A 23783-nucleotide genomic window follows, 5' to 3' on the forward strand; every position below is an offset into this window, starting at 1 on the left:
TATAAAAATCGAGAGGAGCACATCGATGCGCGTGATTCTGCTGGGAGCTCCCGGGGCCGGTAAAGGTACTCAGGCAAAATTCATCACCGAAAAATTCGGTATCCCGCAAATTTCCACCGGCGACATGCTCCGCGCTGCCGTCAAGGCCGGTACCGAACTGGGCGTTCTGGCCAAGAGCGTCATGGACAGCGGCGGCTTGGTTTCCGACGACCTGATCATTGCCCTGGTGAAGGAGCGCATTGCCCAGCCCGATTGCGCCAACGGCTTCCTGTTCGATGGTTTCCCGCGCACCATTCCTCAGGCCGAAGCGCTGGTCACCAACGGTGTGGAGCTCGATCACGTGCTCGAGATCGCCGTCGATGACGAAGAGATCGTCCAGCGTATCGCCGGTCGTCGTGTCCATGAAGCCTCGGGCCGCGTCTACCACACCGTCTACAATCCGCCGCGCGAAGAAGGCAAGGATGACGTCACCGGTGACGCGCTGGTGCAGCGCAAGGACGACACCGAGGAAACCGTGCGCCATCGCCTTTCGGTCTACCACTCGCAGACCAAGCCATTGGTGGCCTTCTACCGCGATCTGTCGGCCGCGCAGGGCAAGCCCAAGTGCAGCCACGTCGAGGGCGTCGGCTCGGTGACCGACATCACCGCCAAGGTGCTTGCGGCACTGAGCTGAATGCTGGGTGTCGACACGACCTGTGTCGGCTACCGTGTTGCCATGAACGGCCCGCTCGCGGGCCGTAGTTGTCTATAATCGCCTCTTTCCTACATTGCCTGGACCCTTTTCGATGACCACCCTGCTGGCCCTGGACACTGCCACTGAAGCCTGCTCCGTCGCCTTGCTGCATGACGGCAAGGTGTCGAGCCACTATGAAGTGATCCCGCGCCTGCACGCGCAGAAGCTGCTGCCCATGATCAAGACCCTGCTGGCTGACGCAGGTGTAGCGCTGACGGCCGTCGATGCAATTGCCTTCGGCCGCGGGCCGGGCGCGTTCACCGGTGTGCGCATTGCGGTAGGGGTGGTCCAGGGCCTGGCGTTCGGCCTGGATCGGCCGGTCCTGCCGGTGTCCAACCTCGCCTTGCTGGCTCAACGCGCCTGGCGCGAGCACGGTGTGAATCAGGTTGCGGCTGCCATCGATGCGCGCATGGACGAGGTGTACTGGGGTTGCTATCAGGAGCACGCTGGGGAAATGCGCCTGCAGGGCGAGGAAGGGGTGTTTGCGCCCGAACGGGCCCAGCTACCGGCCCAGGCCACGGGAGAGTGGTTCGGTGCAGGCACCGGCTGGACCTATGCCGAACGGATCGCCGTTGCCACCGTGGGGCGCGACGCCGACCTGCTGCCCCATGCCCAGGATCTGCTGGAGCTGGCCCGCTTTGCCTGGGCGCGCGGCGAAGGACTGCCTGCCGATGGCGCCCAGCCGGTTTACCTGCGCGACAACGTCGCCACTCCGAAAAAATCGCTTTTGTAGTACGCTTCGTCGGCGTTCACGCCTGTAGTGCGCATTTCATCGGCAGAATCTGCCATAGAGATAAAACTTTGTCGCAATTTGTGGTCTAGTGATCACCTGAGTCGCAGCCTGGCCGGTGCCGGCTTCTTTCGAAGATCGAGTGAACCTGATGCGTATCGATGGTGTTTCCTCCCAGCCTTACCCGATCAAGCGCAAGCCGCTTGCGGATAAAGCGCGGGTGCAGGATGCCGTCGACGATATCGAAGGCGAATTCGAAGCCCCTGCGCAACCCACCCCCCAGCGCTCCCGCGCTCGAGGCGCCAGTGTTCCTGCACGCCAGCAGGACATGATCTTCCCCCGTTCGATGAGTCGCCGCGCCGCTGACGCCTTGGGCATGTACCTGAGCACCCAGGGCTTCGTCGAGTGGGACAATGAGGTGCTGGGTCTGGATGTGCATATCTGACTGTGCCCAGCCTGCCTTATTTCATCGGTTGTCCTTCGTGGAGTGAAAACGCCTGGCGCGGTGATTTCTACCCGCATGATGCGCGTCCGCCCGATTTCCTCTCCCTGTACGCCCAACTGTTCAATGCTGTGGAGGGCAACACCACTTTCTACGCACGCCCTGCGCCCAGTACCGTGGAACGCTGGGCCGCAAGCATGCCATCGGACTTCCGCTTCACCGCAAAACTGCCCCGCGACATCAGCCATGGCGGTGACCTGCGCGAGCAGTTGGGCGCTGCGGAGGATTTCTGCCGCTTGCTCGATCCACTGGGTGAACGAGTGGCGCCGCTGTGGTTGCAATTGCCGGCGTCATTCGCGCCTTGGCGACTGCCGGAGCTGATGGGCTTCATCGACATCCTGCAACGGCCGATTGCCGTGGAAGTGCGCCACGGTGCATTTTTCGCCCGTGGCCACGAGGAGCGTCTGCTCAACAATCTGCTGCGTGAACGCAATGTCGAGCGTATCTGCCTGGACCCGCGGGCCTTGTTCAGCTGCACCTCGGACGCACCCGCAGTGCTTCATGCCCAATCCAAGAAGCCCCGTGTGCCGCCACGTCCGACCGCTTTCAGCAACAGCCCGCAAGTACGCTTCATCGGTCATCCGCAGGTGCAGGCCAACGAGCCATTCCTGACGCCCTGGGTCGAGAAGATCGCCGGCTGGATCGAGGAGGGGCGCACCCCGTACATTTTTCTGCACACGGCCGACAATCTGTTCGCCCCAGCCCTGGCCCGGCGTTTCCACGAGCGTCTGATGGAACGTTTGCCGGGGCTGCCGGCCTTAAGGGAACTGCCTCGGGAGCCCCAGACGGCGCAGCTCGGCCTGCTCTGATCCGGTACTGCGGTGGTTTCCTTCAGCCATGCCGAACCGAGGCCGACGTGTCGAGATTGCTGATCATCCTGTTGCTACTGGCCGCAGCCCCGGTTGCCGTATGGCGAGGCTGGATAGAGGTGCCCGACCGGTGGAATCCGTGGGCGCCGTTGGACATCGCCGAGCCGGTGAATTTTCTGACGCGCTACAAGCTCAGCCGGTTGCAGAGTGATCCCAAGCTTTGTGTGCAGGCCCTGGCCACGTCTACCGTGCGCTACAGCGTGCAGGCCGACAGTCCGGCCGATGCCAGGTGTCCGTTGGTGAATGTGCTGCGCGTGCAGGGCAGCGAGGTCAGGTTGAGCAGCAGCTTTCTGGCGACCTGTCCGGTCGCCGTGGCGTTCGCGATGTTCGAGCGTCAGGCCTTGCAGCCGGCTGCGCAAGCCGCGTTCGGCCAAGCGGTGACCCAGGTGGATCATCTGGGCAGCTTCGCCTGCCGCAATGTCTACGGTCGTAGTGAAGGACGCCTCAGCCAGCATGCCAGCGCCAACGCGCTGGACATCGCCGGTTTTCGCCTGGCCGATGGCCGGCGCATAAACGTCCTCAAGGACTGGCCCGGCGACGACGCCAACGCGCGCTTCCTGCGCGACGTGCGCGATGGGGCCTGCAAGCATTTCAATACCGTCTTGGGTCCCGATTACAACGCCGCCCACCGCAACCATTTCCATTTGGACATGGGGCGCTGGAGCGTGTGTCGCTGATCTGTGTTCATTCCCCGCCACCGCGCTGATCCCGGACGCGGCTCGCGCCGCTGCTACAGGGGGGGGGGACCGCGGGGCGCTTGGACGCGGCAATTTCGGCGCTTTTGTAGCAGCGGCGCGAGCCGCGTCGGCGGTGCATGCGGTGTAACTGGATGAACCCGGCGTCGGTCAAACCGCTTGACGGGTATTGTTCAGCACAACAGTGCTTCTGTAGCAGCGGCGCGAGCCGCGTCGGCGGCGCATGCGGTGTAACTGGATGAACCCGGCGTCGGTCAAACGGCTTGACGCGTGTTGTTCAGCACAACAGGGCGCATCCAACTCAGGTCCAGCGCCAATGCATGGCATTGCTCGTCGAGGGTCGTCTGCGCAAGCGGCTCCGATGTCTGGGCCAACTGCCAATCCAGTTCGGCGATCGGCAGGTGCAGCGCACGTGGGGCGGGTGCCGGGCCTGGGTTGGATGCCTCGGTGCCATGACTCAACACCAGCGGCCGAACCCAACGGCTGTCGAACGCCAGGTGAGCCTGCTGCGCCAGCACGTCTTCTTCGGGCAATGGCTCGGCGGCCTTGTCCAGCAGGGTCAGATCCAGCTCGGCCTTGGGCAGGAACAGCGGCTCGGGCGGCTTGACTTCGGTCTCGCGGACATCGCACAAGCGTTGCATGAGAATGTGCGCCAGAATCTCGCTCCCGGCGCTGGGCTCAGTCGCCGATTCGCTGGCGCCCGCTGCAGGTTCCTGTCCCTGAGCTTGTCCTTCGCCATGCTCGGTCAATGCCTGGGCGAAGAAGTCCTGCCACAGCGCACTCGCAGCACCCAGGGTCTGGATGTTGTGCTGGCTGAAGTCGCCGCTGGGCGAAATGTAACCTGGCGCTGTGGAATTGATGACGGACATGGCACTCGGCACGCTTGGGCTCTGGCAAAATGCCTGGCAAAGTTCTTATCGGCGGCGTGCGCCGATCTTTTAGCCTTCGGATACAGGAATCTTCAGTGGAGCAGCAAGCAGGTGGTCGCATCCAGGTTCAGGCGCAGAACGACGCCTGCGAATCGCAAGCCGAACGATGGGCGCAACGCCTGGATCTGCCTCGCCAGTTGGCCGACGCCGACTTCACTCTGCTGGTCGGCGACAGCGGCCTGCAACTGCAGCAACTGGGTGCGGACGCACCGGGGCCTGTGCGCGTGGATTTCGTCGAAGGCGCCGTGGCCCATCGGCGACTGTACGGCGGCGGCAGTGGCCAGATGATCGCCAAGGCCGTGGGCGTGCAGCCCGGTGTGCGGCCGCGGGTACTGGATGCCACGGCAGGTCTGGGCAAGGATGCATTCGTGCTGGCCAGCCTGGGCTGCGACATGAGCCTGGTGGAGCGCCAGCCGATCATCGCCGCGTTGCTCGAAGACGGTTTGGACCGCGCCCAGAATGACCCGCAGGTGGGCGCCATCGTTGCACGGATGCGGCTGCTCAAGGGTAACTCGATCGAGGTCATGCAACAGTGGCAGGGCGAAGCGCCCCAGGTGATCTACCTGGATCCGATGTTTCCCCATCGGGAAAAAAGCGCGCTGGTAAAGAAGGAAATGCGTCTGTTCCGTCCGCTGGTGGGCGACGACATGGATGCACCGGCCCTGCTGGCCGCCGCCCTCGCGCTGGCCACCCACCGAGTGGTGGTCAAGCGACCGCGCAAGGCACCGTGCATCGAGGGCGTCAAACCCAGCCATGCCCTGGAAGGTAAATCCAGTCGCTACGATATCTACCCGAAGAAAGCCCTCAAGCCGGTGTGAGGAATAGCTCTGCGCTGTAGGCAGCGGCGACCTTCCGTACCCATGGATGCGTAGGAACGGTCCTGATTTTTTCCATGCCGGTTTTAGCCCGGCACGCTCAAATAGAATCAAGTCTCATTTGTAATGAGGCTGTATACATGTACCGTTCTACAGGAGTTTGCACGTTGCCCCGCCGTTCGGCGCTGGGCCTGGCGTTGATCGGTTGCGCTGCGAGCGTCAATGCCCATGAGGGGCATGAAGTGATGGAGCTGGACAAGCTGAGCGTGACGGGCAAGCAGGCCGCGCCGCCCTATCAGGTCCAGCGTTCGGCCTCGGCCAAGTACGCCGTGCCGTTGCTCGACGTGCCGCAAACGGTCACCGTGGTCCCGCGTCAGATCTTGCGCGAACAGAACGCCCTGGGTCTGCGCCGGGCGCTGTCCAACATCTCCGGGATTTCCTTCAACGCGGGCGAGGGCGGGGGTGGCTCGGGCGACAGCATCAATATTCGTGGCTTCAGTGCCAACGCCAATCTGCAGATCGACGGCCTGCGCGACTCTGCCCAGACCAGCCGCAGCGACCTGTTCAACCTGGAACAGGTCGAGGTCATCAAGGGGCCCAGCTCGGTGTTCGGCGGCGCGGGTGCTACCGGTGGCGCCATCAACCTGATCACCAAGCTGCCGCTCGACGACAGCTTCACCGAACTGGGCGCAGGGGTCGGCACCGATCGCTATCGCCGCCTGACTCTCGACACCAACCAGCCACTGCACGACCTCGGCGACGGCACCCTGTTTCGCCTGAACCTCATGGCCCACGAGAACCAGGTGCCGGGCCGCGACCGGATCGAACAGCAACGCTGGGGCCTGGCGCCTTCGCTGACGTTCGGGCACGGCAGCGATACACGCCTGACCCTCAGCTATTTCCACCAGAGCGATGACAACCTGCCCGACTACGGCGTGCCTGCCCGCGATGGCAAGCGCCTGCCCGGGGTCAAGACCAGCCACTACTACGGCTGGCGCAACCTGGATCAGGAACGTGCCGATACCGACAGCCTCACGGTCAAGTACGAACACGACCTGAATCCGGACTGGACCGTGCAGAACCTGGCGCGACTGAGCCAGGTCGACCGCGACACCACCGTATCCGCTTCCCACGTCAAGCAGGCCAAGCTTCCGGCGGGCCGTTATCTGCCGGCCGGCCCGCAGGCCTATCGGCGCGATGTTCACACCCGCCTGGCCATGAACCAGACCAGTCTCACCGGCCATTTCGATACCTTCGGCCTGGGCCATACCCTGGTGGTCGGTGCCGAGCTGTCACACGAAACCTACGACCGCAAGGCGTCGGGTTATGCCGTGGAGTCCTTCTATCCGGCCAACGGCTACGATCTGGCCAACCCGCCTGGCTACTGGAGCGGACCCAAGGTCAAGTCGCCGACCAGCGTGGCGCACAACAGCGTGGCGGATCGCGCCCTGTATGCGTTCGACACCCTGGCCCTGGACGACCAATGGGACCTCAGCCTCGGCCTGCGTTACGACCACATGCGCGCAGAAGCCAACAGCCGCTCGGCGAGCGGGGTCCGGAGCCGGGCAGGCGCTACCGATGGCGTCTTCAGCCAACGCGCCGGGCTGGTCTACAACGCCCACCGAGAACGGTCGCTTCTACGTGGCCTACGGCACTTCGTTCAACCCCTCGGCCGAGAACCTGCTGACCTACGGTGGAGGCCTGTCCGAAAGCACCCAGAGCCTGGAACCCGAGAAGGGCAAGACCTGGGAGCTGGGGACCAAGTGGCAACTGTTCGATGACCGTTTGCAACTCGAAGGCGCGTTGTTTCGGGTGGTCAAGGACAACGTTCGTGAGCGTCTGAGCGACGGTACCAGTCTGCTGGCAGGCAAACAGCGCGTGCAGGGCCTGGAGTTGGCCGCCACGGGCGAGCTGACCGAGCGGTGGCACGTATTTGCCAACTACACTCTGCAGAGCAGCGCGACGCTCGAGTCGGCAGCTTCGCCCAAGCGTGTCGGGCAGGCACTGAGCAACACTGCTCCGCGTTCCTTCAATCTGTGGACCGCTTACCAGCTTCCAGGCGACATCACCCTGGCCTATGGTGTACGCCATGTCGGCAAGCGCAACCTCACTTCTCAGGATCAAGCCAAGCTCGAGGCCTACTGGGTGCACGATGCGATGCTGGGCTACCGGGCCTCGGACAACCTCGAACTGCAGCTGAATCTGAGCAACCTGACCGACAAGAAGTACGTCGAGAGGGTGCGTACGGTTATCGGCAGCGACACCCGCTCTTCGGCCGTGGAGTACGGAGACGGTCGCGCGGCGGTGGTGAGCAGCGTCTATCGATTCTGACCACCGCCGCGTTCCGGATTACCGCGAAGCGGCGTCCATGCGGATGCGCAGCGGCTGTTCATCCTTGCCATCCAGCGTCACACCGTGGTGCTGGGTGCTGATGAACAACAGGTGCCCATCGGCTTCGACGCGGGCACTCACCGCATAACGATGACCCGGTTTGACTTGAGCCGGGTCGTATTCCAGCTTGAACGGCAGCGGCACCTGGCCGGTGATCGGGCCGCTTTGCCGGGCCAGGGCCACGGCAGGTGCATCGGCCAGCGACACATCCTGCAGGCTCACGGTCAAGACCGCCGAAGGCGGCAGGGCGATGCGCTGCAGATAGAACGCTTCCCCTTCGAGCGTGGCTTTGGTAGCAGGCTGCAGGCTGCTGCAGGCGCCGATGAGGGCACTGAGGACGATCAGTGAAAGGCGTTTCATGAGTTTCCATCCTTCTTCGAATACCAGTTTTTCTTAAACGCACATCCCTGGCTGATCGCATCATGCAGCGTTGCGAGGGGGCCGACGTCACCTTAATACTCACTATTCCGCAGGGTCAAGAATAAGGTGTGCGATGATTTGTCCGGGCCACTGGAAGTGTACGTTGCAGAGAATATAAGTTTTCAATTGACGTGTTGTTGAATGCTTTTGTTTTTATGGGTGTTGTTTTTGCGTTTCTTCTGTTGGCTGCTAGTTTGGAATTAGACCTGAAACGCATGGGTCTCTTTTTTGCTATCAGGTGAAGTGAACGAGGTGACGTATATGAACGCGCTTACCAGACTGCTTGAGGTCAACAGCCTTCCCGAACGACCCAAGGCGGTGGCAATTCATAATCCAGCAGCGGCTCAGGATGCGGTGTTAGATGTAGAGGGTGCCTATCATGGCCAAACATTTAGTTTCCGCTTTGGAGAAATCACTGCGAGTCATCTCAAAAGCGGGATCTCTATTATCGTGCCTTCATTGACGGGGCATCCCTCCCTGCCGAACGAGGGAAAGATATTGTTGGCCCTGACCTTTGAAAATGAACAATGGCAGTACTCCACCGATTTTGTGGAGGGTATTTATGAAGGCGAAACGCTATTCATTACTCCCCAGCAGCTTGCTTCTTTCGCAGGGCAGACCATGGCGGTCGACTTGATCGCTTGGCATCCGGATCTGAATGCTCCGGCTGTATGGCTGACCACATTCTTCGAGTTGGCATTTCCCAACCATATGGCCCAGGTGGCGGGCGCTAAAAATGGTGTCATTGACGCAGCGCTTGCTGCGCGTGGAAGCGAATTGCTCATTCCTCCTTATGACGGCATCGAGCACGGTGACGAAGTCGTGATTTATCTGTTGGGGCGACAGTCGGAGGGCAGCCGTATCTTTCGAGTCTCCATTGAAGAGAACGCTGTTGGCCAAGCCATCAGCGTACCTGTGTCTGCGACGCTTTTGCAGCCGAGCGGGAACAGTACCATCACGATCTTCTACAGGGTTGTTACGGGTGGGCAAACTATCAATGGTCCGCTTAGTACGTTTTTTGTAGAGAGCGATAGTGGTGTTCTGGTTGTTGCTGATGCAGTCTTTACTAACCGCCAGTTGCTCAGTGAATTGAGCGAAGAGAGCAAGGTGCTGTTCACAGTACCTCAGGCCGGAGGACAACTGAAGGGCGCCGATCAAACACTGTTTCTCTGGGATGAGTGGGAATCCACACGAAGAGAATACCTGCTGGACACCCGATCTCTCGATGGGCCTTGCAAGTGGAGCTCAACCTTTTTCCCTTCCCCTGTGGGCAGTATGGTGTACACCACAACGTGGATAAGCATGGGCACAGAGGCCGTCTGGGCTGCCGCGATCGAAAAAGTGCTTGTTGCAAGAGTAGCAAATTCGCTTCTGCGTGGATCAACGCCCTGTCCGTCCTCTGCCTCCGTGGAGACGGGTACTCTTGTAGCACCCATTGTGCTGGAAGCCATCGAGGGCGTGGTTTCCGAGGAGGCCATCCATGCAGGCCTCACCGTATCCGCTCCCCGGCCTGCACAAGTGCCGTATGGTAGCTATCTGTCCTTACGGCTGAAGGGCTACACAGCGGCAGCCTTGAGTGTGGGTGCATTGACGACTGACGACACGGTCAGTTGGAAGGTATCGGGAGATACCGCCAGTATGCTGATCAATCAGGTGGTCTCACTTCAGTACTTCGTCGAGGATGGCTCAGGCTTGAGATCCGAACCGACCGTACTTGAGTTCGCAGTTCAACGACCGCCCCTTCAGGTTCTGGAAGCCAGGCAAAACGGCCGTGATATTCCCGTCATTTCGGTAGAGGCGGCCGAGGTTGGCATTTCAGTTTTTCTTCCGCCTGCGCCTGGGCTACGTGCCGGCGACGTCGTCACGGTGTACTGGGGTGGCAGTGCAGGTAAAGGACATTATGTCACTTCCATTCCTTGGACATACGAGCACCAGCAGCATGGCTTGACCCTTCAAATAGCGCCTCAACACGTAAAAGCACACTTTGGGGGTCAAGTTTTCGCCAGTTATACGGTCCTTGCACTAGGTCGAGAAATAGATGGCCCAGTCAGTCGCTTCCAGGTTCAGCCCAAGGTCGAGGCTGTGGATGTGATACCACTGACCCATGTAGGTTCTGCCGTATGGTGGGTTAGAGATCAGGCATCGATCACGCTTTCAAAGCCGTTGGATCTAGGGATTGGCGACAGGGTAATCTGGTACGTCGATACTTCTCCTGAAACGGCTTTGAGCGTTGTGGCATGGCGTCTCGAACAAGTCGTATCCGACCCGTCCCTGCCAATCCGAGCGATGATTCCAGTCAGCTTGGTCAAGTACTGGTATCCGGTCGAGGTACGGGTCTTCGTCGTGAGGGCTGACAATGAAGTGGTCTCGTGTATGTCAACCCATTTGGTCAGACTGGGGTAATGCCAGGCAGGATGCCGCCGATCACAACCCATTGGCGGCTTCCTCGCTGCGATGCAGCGCGACTTGACGGATCGACAAGCGAATCTCCGCCGGCAGCACCCGTTTGGCGGCCCCCTCGGCCAATTCATCGAGCAGCGGGTGGTGGCTCAACTTGCCTTGGGCATCGCGGCGCAACACATCCTGATCGAGCAAGGTCTGGATGAAGTGGCGAAACAGACTCTTGTCGAAAAACTCCGGCGCGTTCAGGCCATGCAGGATCGACAGGCGCTGGGCCATGGTCGTGCACAGGTCTTCCAGCTCCTCGGCGCTGAGGGTGTTCTGGCCGGCGTTGAGCAACAGGGCGATCGCCATGTAGAAGCGTTGCAAGGTCTGGGCGATGGCGCGCGACAACAGGGTCAGCAGCACGAACTGCCGCGAGCTGGGCGCGGGGCGCAGGTACACGCCGTTCTCCAGGCGCAGCAAGCCTTGCTCGACCAGAGCCTGCAGCCATTGGTCGATCACCTCGTCGAGTTGCTCGTCGTTCCAGCGGATGAACAGTTCGGCCTGCAGATAGGGGTACAGCGCATGGGCGTAACGCAGGATCTGTTCGCGGGTCATGCGCGAGGTGCTCTGGAAGAAGCTGGCCAGCAGCGCGGGCAGGGCGAAGATATGCAGCACGTTGTTGCGGTAATAGGTCATCAGCACTGCGTGCTGTTCGTCCAGGTACAGGATCCTGCCCAGGGCATCGCGCTGTTCGGACAGCAGCTTCATGTCCTGGACATGGGCGATCAGGCTGCGGGCGTCGCCTTCGGGCACGGTGGTGTGAGGCGAGTAGGGCACTTTTCGCAGTAGCGTCAGGTACAGGTCGAGCACCCGTTCCATGGCGCCTTCGTCCAGCGCCAGTTTGCTGGTCGAGAGCAGTGCCAGCGCCACCAGGTTCACCGGGTTGATCGCCGCGGCCTCGTTCATGTGACGCGCTACACGGATGCCCAGGCGGTGTGTGGTTTCGTTCAGCCAGTCGGGCTTGAACTGCGGTGCCAGTTCCTGCTCGCGCCAGCCAGGCTGCTGCTCGTCGAGAAAGGCGTGGAGTTTGATCGGCTCGCCGAAGTTGACCGCCACCTGGCCAAAACGCTGCTTGAGCGCGCCGATGACCTTGAACACGTCCAGGATCGATTCTTTTTTCTTGGTCGCGCCACGCAGCTCGCCCAGATAGGTACGACCTTCCAGCACACGCTCGTAGCCGATGTAGACCGGCACGAAAACGATCGGCATGCGCGAGGAGCGCAAGTAGCTGCGCAGGGTGATGGCGAGCATGCCGGTCTTGGGCTGCAGCATGCGCCCGGTGCGCGAGCGGCCGCCCTCGACGAAATACTCCACCGGGAAACCCTTGGTGAACAGGGTGTGCAGGTATTCATTGAACACCGCGCTGTACAGCGGGTTGCCCTTGAAGGTACGGCGCATGAAAAAAGCGCCGCCACGGCGCAGCAGGCTGCCGATCACCGGCATGTTGAGGTTGATGCCGGCAGCGATGTGGGGCGGGGTCAGGCCGTTCTTGAACAGCAGGTAGGAGAGCAGCAGGTAGTCGATGTGGCTGCGGTGACAGGGTACATAGATGACCTCGTTGCCGCGGGCCACGTCCTTCACGCCATCGATGTTGTTGACCTTGATGCCGTCGTAGATCTTGTTCCAGAACCAGCTCAGGACCACTTCCAGAAAACGGATCGCGGTGTAGGTGTAGTCCGAGGCGATTTCATTGCCATAGTGCAGCGCGCGGGCCTCGGCCTTTTCCAGCGTGATGTGTTCGCGCTCGGCTTCCTCGGCGATGGCCTGGCGCACCAGGGGATCGCGTACCAGGCCTTTGACCAGATGACGGCGATGAGAAATGTCGGGACCGATGACGGAGGTCTTCACGTTGCGGAAGTGCACTCGCAGGATGCGCTGGGCCATGCGCACCGTCCGCTCGTGGCCCTTGTTCTGCTGCACCAGTTCGGCCAGATGGATCGGCTCGGAAAACTGCACGCGGGTCTTGCGCCCCAGAATCAGGATGCTGACCAGTTTGCGCAAGCGCCCGGTGACCGCCCAGCTGTCGGCGAACAGCAGCTTCCAGGGGCTGGACTCGCTGGCGGGCGATTGCCCCCAGAACACGCTGACCGGAATGATCTGCGCATCTTCGCCGGCGTTCTGTGCAAGCGCCGTGACCAGCCGGGCCAGGGTGGGCGGGGCGCCGCGTTTGTCCTGGCGACCCAGCCAGTCCGGGTCCGGGGTGAGATAGAACACTGCCGTGGGTTCCATGAGGTCGCCGATGGCCACGGGCAGTACCGGACGGGGCAGGCCGGCCTTGGTGCATTCGCGGTCGACCACGGCAAGGTCGGTCAGCGAGGGCGACTGCAAGGCGTACAGCACTGGCCGGCTGCGATCCAGGTTCAGGGTGAACGAAGACTGGTTGATGGTTTCGGAACGAACCCACAGGTACAGCAAGCGGCGCAAGGTGCCGAACACGAGGCGGTGCAGAGGTGAGCGGGTCATAGGCCAGGGCTTGGGGGAAAACGCTACTTTACCGGGTTTTGCTGAGGTAAGGGATGCAGGGTGGCAGCGAATATCTGCGTATGGCTACTGGCCCTTTCGCGGCCACTGGCCGCTCCTACAAGATTTTGCTTGGCATACCAGCAGCAATTTCGAATGGCTTCGTAGGAGCGGTCAGTGGCCGCGAAAAAGCCACATCGTGTCAGCCGGTACGCCAGGTAATCTCTTCTTCACCGTCTTCGCTGATACGGATCCAGCGGTCGGCGTGCTCTTCGCCTTCTTCTTCCACCCAGCTGCCCGGCGCACAGCGCACCTCGACATTGAGTGCCGCGAAGGCCGCGCGGGCGCAGGCGATGTCGTCGTCCCAAGGGGTCTTGTCGCTTTCCAGGTACAGGCTGTTCCACTTGCCGACCGCCTTGGGCAGCCAGGTCACCGGCACGTTGCCCGCACGGCATTTCCAGGTCTGGCCCTTCTGCTGCCAGTCGCTGCAAGGGCCCAGGGCTTCGCCGAGCCAGGCGGCGATGGCCTTGTGGTCGACGTCGGCGTCCTTGAGGTAAATCTCGATATCGGGTTGGCGCATGGGTAGGCTCGCTCAGTCTTGACGCACAAAATAATCGTAGCGCATGGATACCGTGACCACGAGCGGTCGCGGCTGTTCGATCACCGCCGCACGGCGCTCGGCGCTGGCGCGCCAGCCGTGGGGCGTCATCGCCAGCAGGTTGGCACGCGATTGCGCGTCGATCAGCTTGAGCTTGAAGGTCAGGGTTTCGTGGTGTGCGTGCTGCATGCCTTCGGGCACTTGCAACAGGTGCTTGTCGTCGACGTAGTCGCGTACCTCGTCGTAGAGCTGCTCGCGCAGTTCCATCAAGTGGCCGCTGGTGGGCCCCACACGCATCAGGCCGCCGCCGGTGGCCAGCAGGCGCTTGGCCTCGGTCCAGTCCAGCGGGCTGAATACGCTGGTCAGGAATTGGCAGCTGGCGTCGGCCAGCGGTACGCGCGCCATGCTGGCGACCAGCCAATGCACGGACGGCGCGCGCTTGCAGGCGCGCTTGACCGCCTCGCGGGAGATGTCCAGCGCATAGCCATCGGCGCGGGGCAGCGCCTGGGCGATCTGTTCGGTGTAGTAGCCTTCGCCGCAGCCGATGTCCAACCAGCGGCGAGGCCAGCGTTCGGCGGCAAGTTCGGCCAGGCGCTGGGCCACGGGCGCATAGTGCCCCTCGTTGAGGAAGTCGCGGCGAGCCTCGACCATGGCCTGGTTGTCGCCAGGATCGCGGCTGTTCTTGTGCTGCACCGGCAGCAGGTTCAGGTAGCCCTGGCGCGCGCGATCGAAGCGATGACCGCTGGGGCAGACCATGCCGTTGTCGGCGTTGGCCAGCATGGCAGTGCAGAGGGGGCAGGTGAGCATCAGGCGAGTAACTCGACGAGGGTCTGGTAGTAGATCTCGGTCAGCACATCGAGATCGCTGGCCAGGATGCGTTCGTTGACCTGGTGGATCGTGGCATTGACCGGGCCCAGCTCGACCACCTGGGTGCCCAGGGTGGCGATGAAGCGCCCGTCGGACGTGCCGCCGCTGGTCGAGGCCTTAGTCTCGCGGCCGGTGACGTTCTTGATGCTGGCCGCCACCGCATCCAGCAAGGCGCCGGGTTCGGTCAGGAACGGCAGGCCGGACAGCGCCCAGTCGATGTGCCAGTCCAGGCCGTGCTTGTCGAGAATCGCGGCCACACGTTGCTGCAGGCCTTCGACCGTGGACTCGGTGGAGAAGCGAAAATTGAACACCGCCGTCAGGTCACCCGGAATGACGTTGGTGGCGCCGGTGCCGCTGTTGAGGTTGGACACCTGAAAGCTGGTCGGCGGGAAGAAGGCGTTGCCGTCGTCCCAGTGCTCGGCGGCCAGTTCGGCCAAGGCTGGCGCGGCCAGGTGAATCGGGTTGCGGGCCAGGTGCGGATACGCCACATGGCCCTGCACGCCGCGAACGGTCAAGGTGGCGCCCAGTGAACCGCGACGACCGTTCTTCACCACATCGCCAACCAGCGTGGTGCTCGATGGCTCGCCGACGATGCACCAGTCCAGCCGTTCGTTGCGGGCGGCCAGGCGCTCGACCACCGCCTTGGTGCCGTGGTGGGCCGGGCCTTCTTCGTCGCTGGTGATCAGGAAGGCGACCGAACCCCGGTGATCCGGGTGATCGGCGACGAAACGTTCCGCCGCGACCAGCATGGCCGCCAGGCTGCCTTTCATGTCTGCGGCGCCGCGGCCGTGGAGCATGCCTTGCTCGTCGATGACCGCGTCGAACGGGGCGATCTGCCAGGCCTGCGTCGGTCCGGTCGGCACCACGTCGGTGTGGCCGGCGAAGCACAGGACCGGGCCGTCCTGCGTGCCATGGGTTGCCCAGAAGTTATCCACGTCCTCGATGCGCATCGGCTCCAGCTTGAAACCGGCCTGGCCCAGGCGCTGCATCATCAGTTTCTGGCAATCGGCATCCAGGGGCGTGACCGAAGGGCGGCGAATCAGGTCGCAGGCGAGCTGCAGCGTGGGCGAAAGGTCGGCGGCGGCCGTCATGGAAACTCCGGAAACAGGGGGGGCAAAGGGGCGATATGGTAAAGCAAAAACGCATGGGCCAACACCGCACGGCGGCTGGCGGCGCTTTTGCCTCCCGCGACCTACATCGCTGTGCGCGTGATCGTTGGGTGTGGCGGCCGATCTCTCATGTTGTAACAAACGCCTGGCCATCACCATGCCGCTCGCTCCACGTGCTTCACCCAAACGCACAGAACGAGATAACAAGATGAAGACCCGTACCCGCATCACCCTCCTCGCCACGCTGCTCACCTCTGTTGCCACGGCAGTCGCCGCGCCGTCGGTGGACATCACGGTCACCGGTTCGATTGTGCCGGGCGGTTGTACACCCACCCTGAGCAACGCGCTTTTCGATCACGGACGTCTGTATACCCGCGACCTGCTTGCCGCAGCGCCGACCGTCCTGCACGACCGTGCCCGCACCTCGACGTTGAACATAAATTGCGAGAGCGCTACCGCTTATGCGCTTCGTGCCGTGGACAACCGCGCCGATTCAGTGCTGGACAACAACGACGGCAGCCGTTTCGGCCTTGGCTTGACCACCAACAATGAAAAAATCGGCTCCTACAGGCTACGCGTCGAGCCCGAAGGGTCGACCCTGGATGGCGAGCCAGCCCTGCTGCTGCTCGGCAGCCCCTCGGGCAGAGCGTGGTCTCCCGCCGAACGCCGCGGGCGCAGCTTGCGCAACGACGGCCGGCTGATCGGCCTCACCAGCCGCAGCGTCGAAGGCGGCGGGCCCATGGCGGCTAAGAACGCCGCGCTGACCTTGACGTCCTACCTGACCATCGCGCCGACCGACAGTCTGACGCTGGACGACGAAGTGCCTTTGGCCGGGGTCGCTACCCTTGAGCTGTTCTACCTGTAGAAAGACCGACCTGCAGGACAACTTCTTTGCAGGAAAAGATTTGTCTTCCTTCAGAAATTTCCTCTTCCAAAGGGGAAAGTTCCCCTCCAGCCTGAAGAGCGTGACCGGTCCCGTACCGGTTCGCTCATCAGACAGCGAGGGAAAACGTCATGCAACCTACCTCTCGAATACTGGCTGCCGTCCTGGGGCTGGGCTTTGCTGCGCCTGCTTTCTGTGCTTCCACCGTGGATATCCAGGTCACCGGAACGCTGATTCCCAGCGCCTGTACGCCCATCCTGAGCGTCGGCACGCTGCACTTCGGCACCGTCAGCTCGGCCGACCTGCACCCCGAGCGGCACACTGCCCTGATCGAACACGCGCCGACCCTGACGATTCAGTGCGGCACACCGACGTTGTATGGCCTGCGCCTGGTGGACAACCGCGCCGGTTCAGCCTACGACTCGGGCCATGCCGGCCCACTGGGCATGGGGTACACGGCGGCCGATGAGCCGATCGGCGCGTATCACCTGGAAGTCGACCCGGCGCGTTCGACGATCGATGGTCGTCGCGCGTTTCTCAGTCTCGGTGATCGCACCGGCAGCCTGTGGAGCACCTCGACCGCCCAGCCCACGGCGCTGCCTACCGACGGCAGTCTGTTGGGGCTGGTCGACCGTGTCGGCGTGGACACCGGCGCCGTCGTGGCGCAGGTCGCCCAGCTGGGTATTCGGGCCCACGGCGTCATCGCTCCTGCGGGCACCCTGACCCTGACCGATGCCGTGCCGCTGGACGGCCATGTCACTATGGAACTGGTCTACCTGTAGGCCTGCGCTACAGGTAGATGATCTCCAGAGTGGCCGAGCCGTCGATCGGCGTTTCCTGACGCAGGTCCAGCCCCCGCGCAGGGGCCAGGTGCAGTTCGACGGTCAGCGGCAGTGACAGGCCCGACCAGGCACCCGGGGCGGCAGCCGATGTCGATTGCCGCCCGAGCGAGGTGGGTTGGCCGTCGTTGCGCAGCAAGCCTGCGGGGTCCGGTCGCCAGGTCTGGGCAGAGGCGTCTCCGAGCAAGGGGTATGCGCTGCTGCCGTCACGACCGATGCCTGCGCCCAGCCGAGCGGTGAACCCGCCCAGGGCCTGACCCGCCGCCGTGCGGCCGATGCCGAACAAGGTCGGGGCGGCCGCCGAGAGCTGATCGCTGACCGAGCCGGCCCGGTTGTCCACGGCGCGGATGGCGAAGCGGGTTGGTGCATCGCAGTCCACTTCCAGCACCGTCTGCCGACTGAACGTCGTGACCGATTCGCGTTGCAGCTCGCCCACGCCAATGCGGCCGAAGTTCACGTTCGCGTTGCCCGCCAGGGTGGGGCGGCACGCCGCCGGGGCGAACCCGGCCCGCACCCGCAATGGCTGGTGCTGACCGACGATGTCGAAGCTGCCGCTGGCCGACAGCTCATGTGCGTCGCCGGCGCTCAGTACGGTGGGCGCAAGCGTGGCCTGCAGTTCGATCTGCGCGTGCAGGCGTTTGCCCTTGACTGCGCGGCCGCCCCGCATGGGTTGCAGGGGCTGGTCACCTTCCAGCGCCGCAACCCCGTTGCTGGTTGAAACCTGCGGTACAGTGCCGGTTACCTGGCCCCACTCTACGGGCTGATCGTCGACCGATGCCTGCAGCACGCTCAGACGGTAGGTGCCCTGGGCACCCAAGGCAAAACCCTGGGGCAAGCGCGGGCCCGCCCGATAGGCAAGTGTCAGATCCTGTTCCGTTTCGCACACCAGGCTCAGGCTGAGTCGACGCGGCGGCAACGGTACTGAGTCGGACACCACCTGCACCGTCGTGCGATTGAACTGACCCAAGTCGATGTCGGCGGGGCTCAGGGACAGGCTGCATCCCTGCGCCAGTGCCGGCAATGGCGCAGCCAAGGCTGTGGCCAGCAGCGCTGCCGGGAGGGTGCAACGACTCATGATTCGCTCTCCTGAACGCGGCACTGCGCCACGGCCTGCTCGTAATAGGCGTCCGCATCGGCGCTGGCGGGTAGTTCGAAATGCAACCGGCAGGGCTGCTCGTCCACCGTGCGGCTCCACAGTTGCGGGCTCGCATGGACATTGGGCACGAAGACCGCGCCGTCTGCCTGTACCAGCGTGACCAGTTGGCCCTGTGCATCGGTGACGCCCGTACCGCGGTTGAGGCGCCGCCCGACCTCGTCCTGCACCTCAAGGAGCAGGCGTCGGGTGACCTCCACGCCAAACGTGATCCGCGGCACGGCGCCCCGCGCGGCCTGGAGGGTGGCGGCGCCTTGATGGACGTCGACGTTGCGCGGTAACGAGGCGGTGGCCACCTGTACGTTGCTGCGGCCGAACGGGGCCAGTTGCGGCAACACGGCACGGCCGTTGCGGTCGGTCCAGACGCTGCCGCCGGGAGTATCGATCTGCACATCCGCGACATTTTCCAGGGTCAGCAGGCCGAAGGTGTCCTGCAGTGGGTAGGGCGACAGGGTCACGCCATCTTCGTGCAGCACCACCGCACCGCGTGCAGCGCCGCTGTAGCCCTGTCGGCCGCGGCCGTAGCTGGCATAGCCGACGTCCAGCTGACTGGCCTGGGTCAGCCGCGATACGCCACCGTTATAGCTCACCTCGCCGGTGCGGCTGGCACGTTCGGCGGCGAATCGGTACTGGGTGCGCTCATCCCAGCGGCCTTGCACACCGCTGCCCAAGCGGATGCCGGTGCTGTCGTTGCGGGCGGTCGAGCGCCAGTTCAAACCGTCGCTCAAGGGCAGGCTGGCGCTCACATACAGGGCATTGCCCAAACCACCGTCACCGGCGAGCTGCCATTGTCCGGTAGCGGTCAGCGACACGGGGCCCAGCCGTCGTCCCCAATTGACCTGGGCCCGGCTGGAGCGTTGCCCGTCGAAAGCCGTGGTGGTGGACCAGGTGCCGCTCAGACTGCCTGTCCAGGGATGGGTCCAGGCCAGGCCGAAGGCGTACTGGTCACGCTGGCGGCTGCTCTGGTCAGCAGGCTGGTCCCAGGCACTGTCGATCAATTCCCGATAGCCGACCGTCTGCCGATTGGCACTGAGCAGGGCCGACCAGCGATCGCTGAGCTGCTGATTGAGGCTGATGCTGCCCTGCAGTCCGCGCTCGTCGGACTCGCTGGCGTGGGCGGCCTGCACCACGCCCTGCACTCGGGAGCCGGACCAGGGCTCCAGGTTTAATCCTGCGCCGCCGGCGTTGTAGCCTTGGGCGATCAGGGCGCCGCCACTGAGACTGGCGACGGGGGCCAGCGGATAGCTGCCGCTCGCGCTCAATACCCAAGGCTCCTGGGTGCTGCGACCGCTGTCGCGCAGCTGTCCGATGCCCAGGGCGAAGCCCCGTGAAGGCAGGTCCAGGCCCAAGGTGGCGGCCAGAACGGTAAAGGTACGCCGTTCGCCATCGGCCTCGATCACCGTGACATCCAGGTCTCTGCGCCGATCCAGCTGGGGAATGTCGCTCAACTCGAAGGGACCGGCCGCCACCACGGTGGAATAGATCAATACGCCGCCCTGGCGGACGTCCACCCGCGCCTGGGTAGCCGCGATGCCCTGCACCCGAGCACCACTGCCCCGGCCGCTGAGCGCAGGTTCGCTCATCCACTGCGCCCCGGTGACGCGTGCGCCGGCGAGCACCGGATTGCTCAGGTTGATCTGGCCCAGCTGCAGCATCGCCTGCTGTTCGCTGAAGGTGCGCTGGGCATAGGCTTCCATGTGTTGCAGGTTCGCCTTGCCCTGCACCGAGCTGTAGAACTGACGGCTGCGCAGGATCCAGTCACCGGCGTTGATTCCAGCCTCGGTGTTGGCCGACAGAAATCGGCTGCGTTGGCCGTCGAACTGGTTGTACAGGCCCTGCACGTCATAGTTGAGCAGGCCGGCAACGCCACCCTGGGTGAAGGCCGAGAGGTCGGCGGCTGCGGTGCGTAGCGCTGGAGCGGGCACCAGCAGCCTGACTTCGCCGGCTTGTGGCAGAAGCTCGATCAGGCTCTGCGGAAATTGCTCGACGAATGCGCCACAACCGGGCCCGACGTCGACCAGTTCGCCGGCATTGCGCACGGCTTGGTCGATACACAGGGTGCCTGCAGCGTCGAACCGGGCCTGGACAATGCCCTTGGGTTGGCCGTTGACCGACAGTCGCACGGCATGCACGCCTTCGGTGAACCGCGCGGTCTGGCTGAGGTAGGCGGCCAGGCTGGGGTCGATGCCGCGCAGGCGCAGGGTTTCGCTGTCGAACGGCGTTGCGGTTGCAGCCTGGGTGTACAGCACCAGTGTGAGGGCGGAGAGGGTGCTACGCAGGGCCGCCTTCATCAAGGCGCGCCCTGGTTCAGGGTCGCCTCATGGGTGCCCACGGCGAAACCGTACACAGTGGCGGGGGTGAAAAGGATCTGCCCATCGGCAGCGGCCGACGCATTGCCAGGCAGGGTCAGCGTATCGCCGGGCAATACGTAGCTGCGTGGCAGTTGCCAAGGGGTCTGGCTCGGCAGGCTGTGCAGTTCCTGAGCCAGGCGCACCACATAGGGGGTGGGGTTGGAAACCGCCAGCCGACCTTCATGCAGCGACCAGCGCAGGCCTTTCCAGGGTTCGGCATTCTTTGCCAGGCCTTTGGGGTGGAGGATCACCGGCAGGTTCTGCCGTACGTTCACCGAAACCCGGGCTTCACCCGGTTTGCCTGGCTCGTTGTTCTGCTCCAGGCCCTCGAAGATGACCCTTTTCAAGCGTTGGGTGGTCAGCGGTTCGGGGTTGGACAGGATGAAGCGCACCAGTTGTGATGCGCCGGCCTCGACTCTCGACAAGGGCGGGGTGACGAACAGCAGCGATGCGCTGTCCTCGGGGATGTTTTCCAGGGTGACGTGCAGCAACGCAGGGTTCGGGTCGCTGTTGGTGACCTTGATGGCTGCTTCGGCCTCACCCTCGTAGACGATGACCACCGAGGTTTCGGGGATCATCCCGTCGGCGTGAAGGCTTGTGCTGCAGGCCAGCAGGGCAGCGATGCCAAGGGACGGAAACAGGACGGGGGTGCGGCGGTTCATCGGGTTCTCCAGGCAAGGAACGCAATGGGTCGAGTGCGGCCACGCCTTCCTCGACACCGGGGTGCCGGGAAGATCGTGTGGGGGCTTGGGAGGGCAGCGGTACTCTAAAAGCAATCCGTCCGTTCACGACGCCGACCTTTCAGCAAGAGTGGGAAGAAAGGGTTGCAGGCGTCGTAGGACGGATTCGCGCGAGGCCGTGCAGATAGGGAAACTGCCGCAACGCCGAGGATTTACAGGTACACGACTTCGATCGTAGCGGCACCGTCGAGGGCGACTTCGTCGGTCAGGGTCAGCCCTTTTGCCGGAGCCATCACCAACGTTGAAAGCAGACTGAAGGTCGCGTCCTTGATAGCCAAAGGTTGGGTGATCGGGCCTGCAGTGTCATGGAAGCCTAGCAACTCGCCGTTGTTGCGAATGGCCCTGTTACCGCTTGCAGCGTTGCTCCATCTGGAGCCGGCCGCATCGCCGACGGAAACAAATGACGGTTTGCCGTCGATAAGCGATTTGGTGGGATGAACATCCAGGTAATGCGCACCGAGTTTTTCACCTGCCGGGGTGAGCCCCAGGCCGTAGGGACCTACGTACACGTTGTAATGGGCAACGGTGTCGGCACGGTTATCGGTACCGCGAATGGCGTAGACCGTGGGGGCGGTGCAGCTCACGCTCAACGTGCCCCATTTCCCGTTAGGGATAATCGTCGGCTTGTCGGTATTCAAGTCGGCTTTCGAGATCTTGCCATGATTGAAATCGGCGATGCTCAAGGTCGGCGTACAGGCCGCTGGCACAATGGAGCCGGTGACGGTCATGTCCACGGTGGACGCTGCCATGGCGGCAGGCAACGCGACCAGCAGCGCGGCGCCGGTCAGCAGGCGAGATGATAGGTTCATGAAACACTCCCAGGTTGGCTAAGAAACGTTGCACATCGCAACGTCGCCAACTCTAGGGTCGGTCGAGCAGCCGGTAAGTGAGCCGATTCAGAAGTTTTCGGTGAAACTTCCTAGCTGATTTCCACCGTCAGACACGAATTTGCCTCTCACCGTAGGAGCGGTCATTGGCCGCGAAGCAGGCGCCGCGGTACGTCTGGCGGACCGCAATGCGTCCTTCGCGGCCACGGACCGCTCCTACGGCGCAGTTGGGTCAGATTTTCTGCGCGATCCAGATAGTGTGGCGGGTGCCTTTGTTGCCGTGGGCGAACACTTGCACTTCTTCGGCCTTGAAGCCGGCCTTGCGCAGTTTGTCGCTGAACTGCCGGTCGGCGCTGGCGGACCATACGGCGAGCACGCCCTTGGGCCGCAGTGCCTTGGCGCAGGCATTGAGGCCGCCGGCCGAGTACAGCCAGCTGTTGGCCTTCTGGGTCAGGCCTTCAGGGCCGTTGTCGACGTCCAGCATGATGGCATCGAAGCCGGCCGGCTCTGCCTGCAGGACCTTGGCCACGTCCTCCATGCGGATGACGGTGCGCGGATCGGCCAGCGGGTTGCCGGCCTTCTCACCCAGCGGGTTGCCGGCCTTCTCACCCAGCGGGCCGCGGTTCCATTCGACCACGCCCGGGACCAGCTCGGCGACCACCACCTCGGCGCTCTTGCCCAGGTGCTTGAGTGCCGACGCCAACGTGAAGCCCATGCCCAGCCCGCCGATCAGCACCCGTGAGTTCGGCCGTCCGGCCACCTTGCGGCAGGGGATTTCGGCCAGGGCGTCTTCGGAACCGTGCATGCGGGTGTTCATCAGTTGGCCGCCGTCACCGCCCTGGATCTTGATGACGAAGTCTTCGCCGTACTCGAACAGGCAGAGCGCACCGCCGTTGTCGGGGATCGGTGTGGTGTCGAGCAGTACGAAGCGTTTCATCGGTCAATCTCGGAGGGAGGACAAGGGGGTGCCATGGTAGTAGCCTGTGTCATCGGAACAGGCAGTCTGGCCTTGGGGTGTTCAATGAAGTTGCGCAGTGTATCGGTCTTTGCATGTGTTGCCCTGTGTGCCGGTGTGGTATCGGCCTCGTCGCTGCCGCCCGGTTCGCCGGGTACACCCACGCCAACGCCCTACCCACAGGTCACCGTGCCGCCCACCCACGGCGGCGAGGGCATGAACGGATCGCCGCCATTGCTGCCGCCCATTCCGTTGCCCGCACCACCCAGGGCCGACAACGTGCCCGAACCTGTCCGCCAGGATACCCCGCCCACCCCGGTCAAACCCAAACCTCCCGGCGGTTGATCGCGTTTTCACCGGCATACCGCATTCACCGCCGACGCGGCTCGCGCCGCTGCTACAGGGGTTCGCGCACGCTGCATGAACCGCAGCGTCCCGCATACCACGGTCCCTGTAGCAGCGGCGCGAGCCG

General features: G+C 63.3%; 21 protein-coding genes and 1 pseudogene. 11 read left to right on the forward strand and 11 right to left on the reverse strand.

The genetic code is table 11. The features are described from left to right. Positions 1-25 precede the first annotated feature (25 nt). From adk to ABMD26_RS16145, 5 genes are all read left to right on the forward strand, one after another. The gene (gene adk / locus ABMD26_RS16125) at positions 26-673 is read left to right on the forward strand and encodes an adenylate kinase (RefSeq protein ID WP_354310671.1); all 648 of its coding nucleotides are present in this window, start codon (positions 26-28) and stop codon (positions 671-673) included. Positions 674-785: 112 nt separating this feature from the next. Beyond that, the gene (gene tsaB, locus ABMD26_RS16130; protein WP_134723613.1) at positions 786-1466 is read left to right on the forward strand and encodes a tRNA (adenosine(37)-N6)-threonylcarbamoyltransferase complex dimerization subunit type 1 TsaB; all 681 of its coding nucleotides are present in this window, start codon (positions 786-788) and stop codon (positions 1464-1466) included. A gap of 148 nt (positions 1467-1614) precedes the next feature. Continuing rightward, the gene (locus tag ABMD26_RS16135; protein ID WP_192001114.1) at positions 1615-1908 is read left to right on the forward strand and encodes a hypothetical protein; all 294 of its coding nucleotides are present in this window, start codon (positions 1615-1617) and stop codon (positions 1906-1908) included. Next, entirely contained in the window at positions 1905-2774 is an 870-nt protein-coding gene (locus ABMD26_RS16140) for a DUF72 domain-containing protein (protein ID WP_354311836.1), read from the forward strand. Before ABMD26_RS16135 ends, ABMD26_RS16140 begins: the two co-directional genes overlap by 4 nt. 47 nt (positions 2775-2821) lie before the next feature. Continuing rightward, positions 2822-3511, forward strand: coding sequence for an extensin-like domain-containing protein (locus tag ABMD26_RS16145; protein WP_134723610.1), 690 nt, complete (start codon positions 2822-2824; stop codon positions 3509-3511). Positions 3512-3783: 272 nt separating this feature from the next. Here the strand turns inward: ABMD26_RS16145 and ABMD26_RS16150 are convergent, their stop codons facing one another. Next, positions 3784-4398 carry an energy transducer TonB gene (locus ABMD26_RS16150; RefSeq protein WP_320523033.1) on the reverse strand — a complete coding sequence of 205 codons (615 nt, stop codon included), beginning with the start codon at positions 4396-4398 and terminating at the stop codon, positions 3784-3786. Positions 4399-4493: 95 nt separating this feature from the next. On the opposite strand from ABMD26_RS16150, the gene ABMD26_RS16155 reads away from it, so the two are divergent. Together ABMD26_RS16155 and ABMD26_RS16160 are read left to right on the forward strand one after the other, a co-directional pair. Then, complete coding sequence (locus tag ABMD26_RS16155) at positions 4494-5276, forward strand: class I SAM-dependent methyltransferase (protein ID WP_354310675.1); 783 nt, start codon at positions 4494-4496, stop codon at positions 5274-5276. Between the two features lie 137 nt (positions 5277-5413). Further along, positions 5414-7604, forward strand: a pseudogene (locus ABMD26_RS16160) (TonB-dependent receptor). 18 nt (positions 7605-7622) lie between these two features. Here ABMD26_RS16160 and ABMD26_RS16165 read toward each other — a convergent pair. After that, positions 7623-8024, reverse strand: a complete 402-nt coding sequence (locus ABMD26_RS16165) for a YbaY family lipoprotein (RefSeq protein WP_354310677.1) — start codon at positions 8022-8024, stop codon at positions 7623-7625. 321 nt (positions 8025-8345) lie between these two features. Between ABMD26_RS16165 and ABMD26_RS16170 the strand changes: the two genes are divergently transcribed. Then, positions 8346-10487 carry a hypothetical protein gene (locus ABMD26_RS16170; RefSeq protein WP_134723605.1) on the forward strand — a complete coding sequence of 714 codons (2142 nt, stop codon included), beginning with the start codon at positions 8346-8348 and terminating at the stop codon, positions 10485-10487. A 21-nt stretch (positions 10488-10508) separates the two neighbouring features. On the opposite strand, the gene plsB is transcribed toward ABMD26_RS16170, so the two are convergent. From plsB to dapE, 4 genes are all read right to left on the reverse strand, one after another. Further along, on the reverse strand, positions 10509-12992 hold the full coding sequence (plsB, locus tag ABMD26_RS16175) for a glycerol-3-phosphate 1-O-acyltransferase PlsB (protein WP_354310680.1): 2484 nt from the start codon (positions 12990-12992) through the stop codon (positions 10509-10511). Between the two features lie 199 nt (positions 12993-13191). Continuing rightward, entirely contained in the window at positions 13192-13569 is a 378-nt protein-coding gene (locus ABMD26_RS16180) for a hypothetical protein (protein ID WP_282349628.1), read from the reverse strand. A gap of 12 nt (positions 13570-13581) precedes the next feature. Then, positions 13582-14394 (reverse strand): putative RNA methyltransferase, encoded by an 813-nt coding sequence (locus ABMD26_RS16185; protein ID WP_090360019.1) that lies wholly within the window; start codon positions 14392-14394, stop codon positions 13582-13584. Further along, a complete protein-coding gene (dapE, locus tag ABMD26_RS16190) occupies positions 14394-15545 on the reverse strand; it encodes a succinyl-diaminopimelate desuccinylase (RefSeq protein WP_134723602.1) in 1152 nt (383 codons plus the stop codon). Before dapE ends, ABMD26_RS16185 begins: the two co-directional genes overlap by 1 nt. 226 nt (positions 15546-15771) lie before the next feature. On the opposite strand from dapE, the gene ABMD26_RS16195 reads away from it, so the two are divergent. Next, a complete protein-coding gene (locus ABMD26_RS16195) occupies positions 15772-16428 on the forward strand; it encodes a DUF1120 domain-containing protein (RefSeq protein ID WP_167649368.1) in 657 nt (218 codons plus the stop codon). A gap of 149 nt (positions 16429-16577) precedes the next feature. After that, a complete protein-coding gene (locus ABMD26_RS16200; protein WP_134723600.1) occupies positions 16578-17228 on the forward strand; it encodes a DUF1120 domain-containing protein in 651 nt (216 codons plus the stop codon). Positions 17229-17235: 7 nt separating this feature from the next. On the opposite strand, the gene ABMD26_RS16205 is transcribed toward ABMD26_RS16200, so the two are convergent. From ABMD26_RS16205 to ABMD26_RS16225, 5 genes are all read right to left on the reverse strand, one after another. After that, complete coding sequence (locus tag ABMD26_RS16205) at positions 17236-18360, reverse strand: DUF1120 domain-containing protein (protein WP_134723599.1); 1125 nt, start codon at positions 18358-18360, stop codon at positions 17236-17238. Further along, positions 18357-20729 (reverse strand): fimbria/pilus outer membrane usher protein, encoded by a 2373-nt coding sequence (locus ABMD26_RS16210; protein WP_134723598.1) that lies wholly within the window; start codon positions 20727-20729, stop codon positions 18357-18359. The genes ABMD26_RS16205 and ABMD26_RS16210 overlap by 4 nt, the downstream gene beginning before the upstream one ends. Beyond that, entirely contained in the window at positions 20729-21451 is a 723-nt protein-coding gene (locus ABMD26_RS16215; protein WP_134723597.1) for a fimbria/pilus chaperone family protein, read from the reverse strand. The genes ABMD26_RS16210 and ABMD26_RS16215 overlap by 1 nt, the downstream gene beginning before the upstream one ends. A gap of 230 nt (positions 21452-21681) precedes the next feature. Then, positions 21682-22338 carry a DUF1120 domain-containing protein gene (locus tag ABMD26_RS16220; protein WP_134723596.1) on the reverse strand — a complete coding sequence of 219 codons (657 nt, stop codon included), beginning with the start codon at positions 22336-22338 and terminating at the stop codon, positions 21682-21684. Between the two features lie 250 nt (positions 22339-22588). Next, positions 22589-23293, reverse strand: a complete 705-nt coding sequence (locus ABMD26_RS16225; RefSeq protein WP_354310686.1) for a spermidine synthase — start codon at positions 23291-23293, stop codon at positions 22589-22591. 84 nt (positions 23294-23377) lie between these two features. Here ABMD26_RS16225 and ABMD26_RS16230 point away from each other — a divergent pair, with 84 nt between their 5' ends. Beyond that, complete coding sequence (locus tag ABMD26_RS16230; protein ID WP_240050160.1) at positions 23378-23656, forward strand: hypothetical protein; 279 nt, start codon at positions 23378-23380, stop codon at positions 23654-23656. The last annotated feature ends 127 nt before the right edge of the window (positions 23657-23783 follow it).

The organism is Pseudomonas sp. PvP001 (assembly GCF_040546375.1).
GTDB lineage: Bacteria > Pseudomonadota > Gammaproteobacteria > Pseudomonadales > Pseudomonadaceae > Aquipseudomonas > Aquipseudomonas coleopterorum.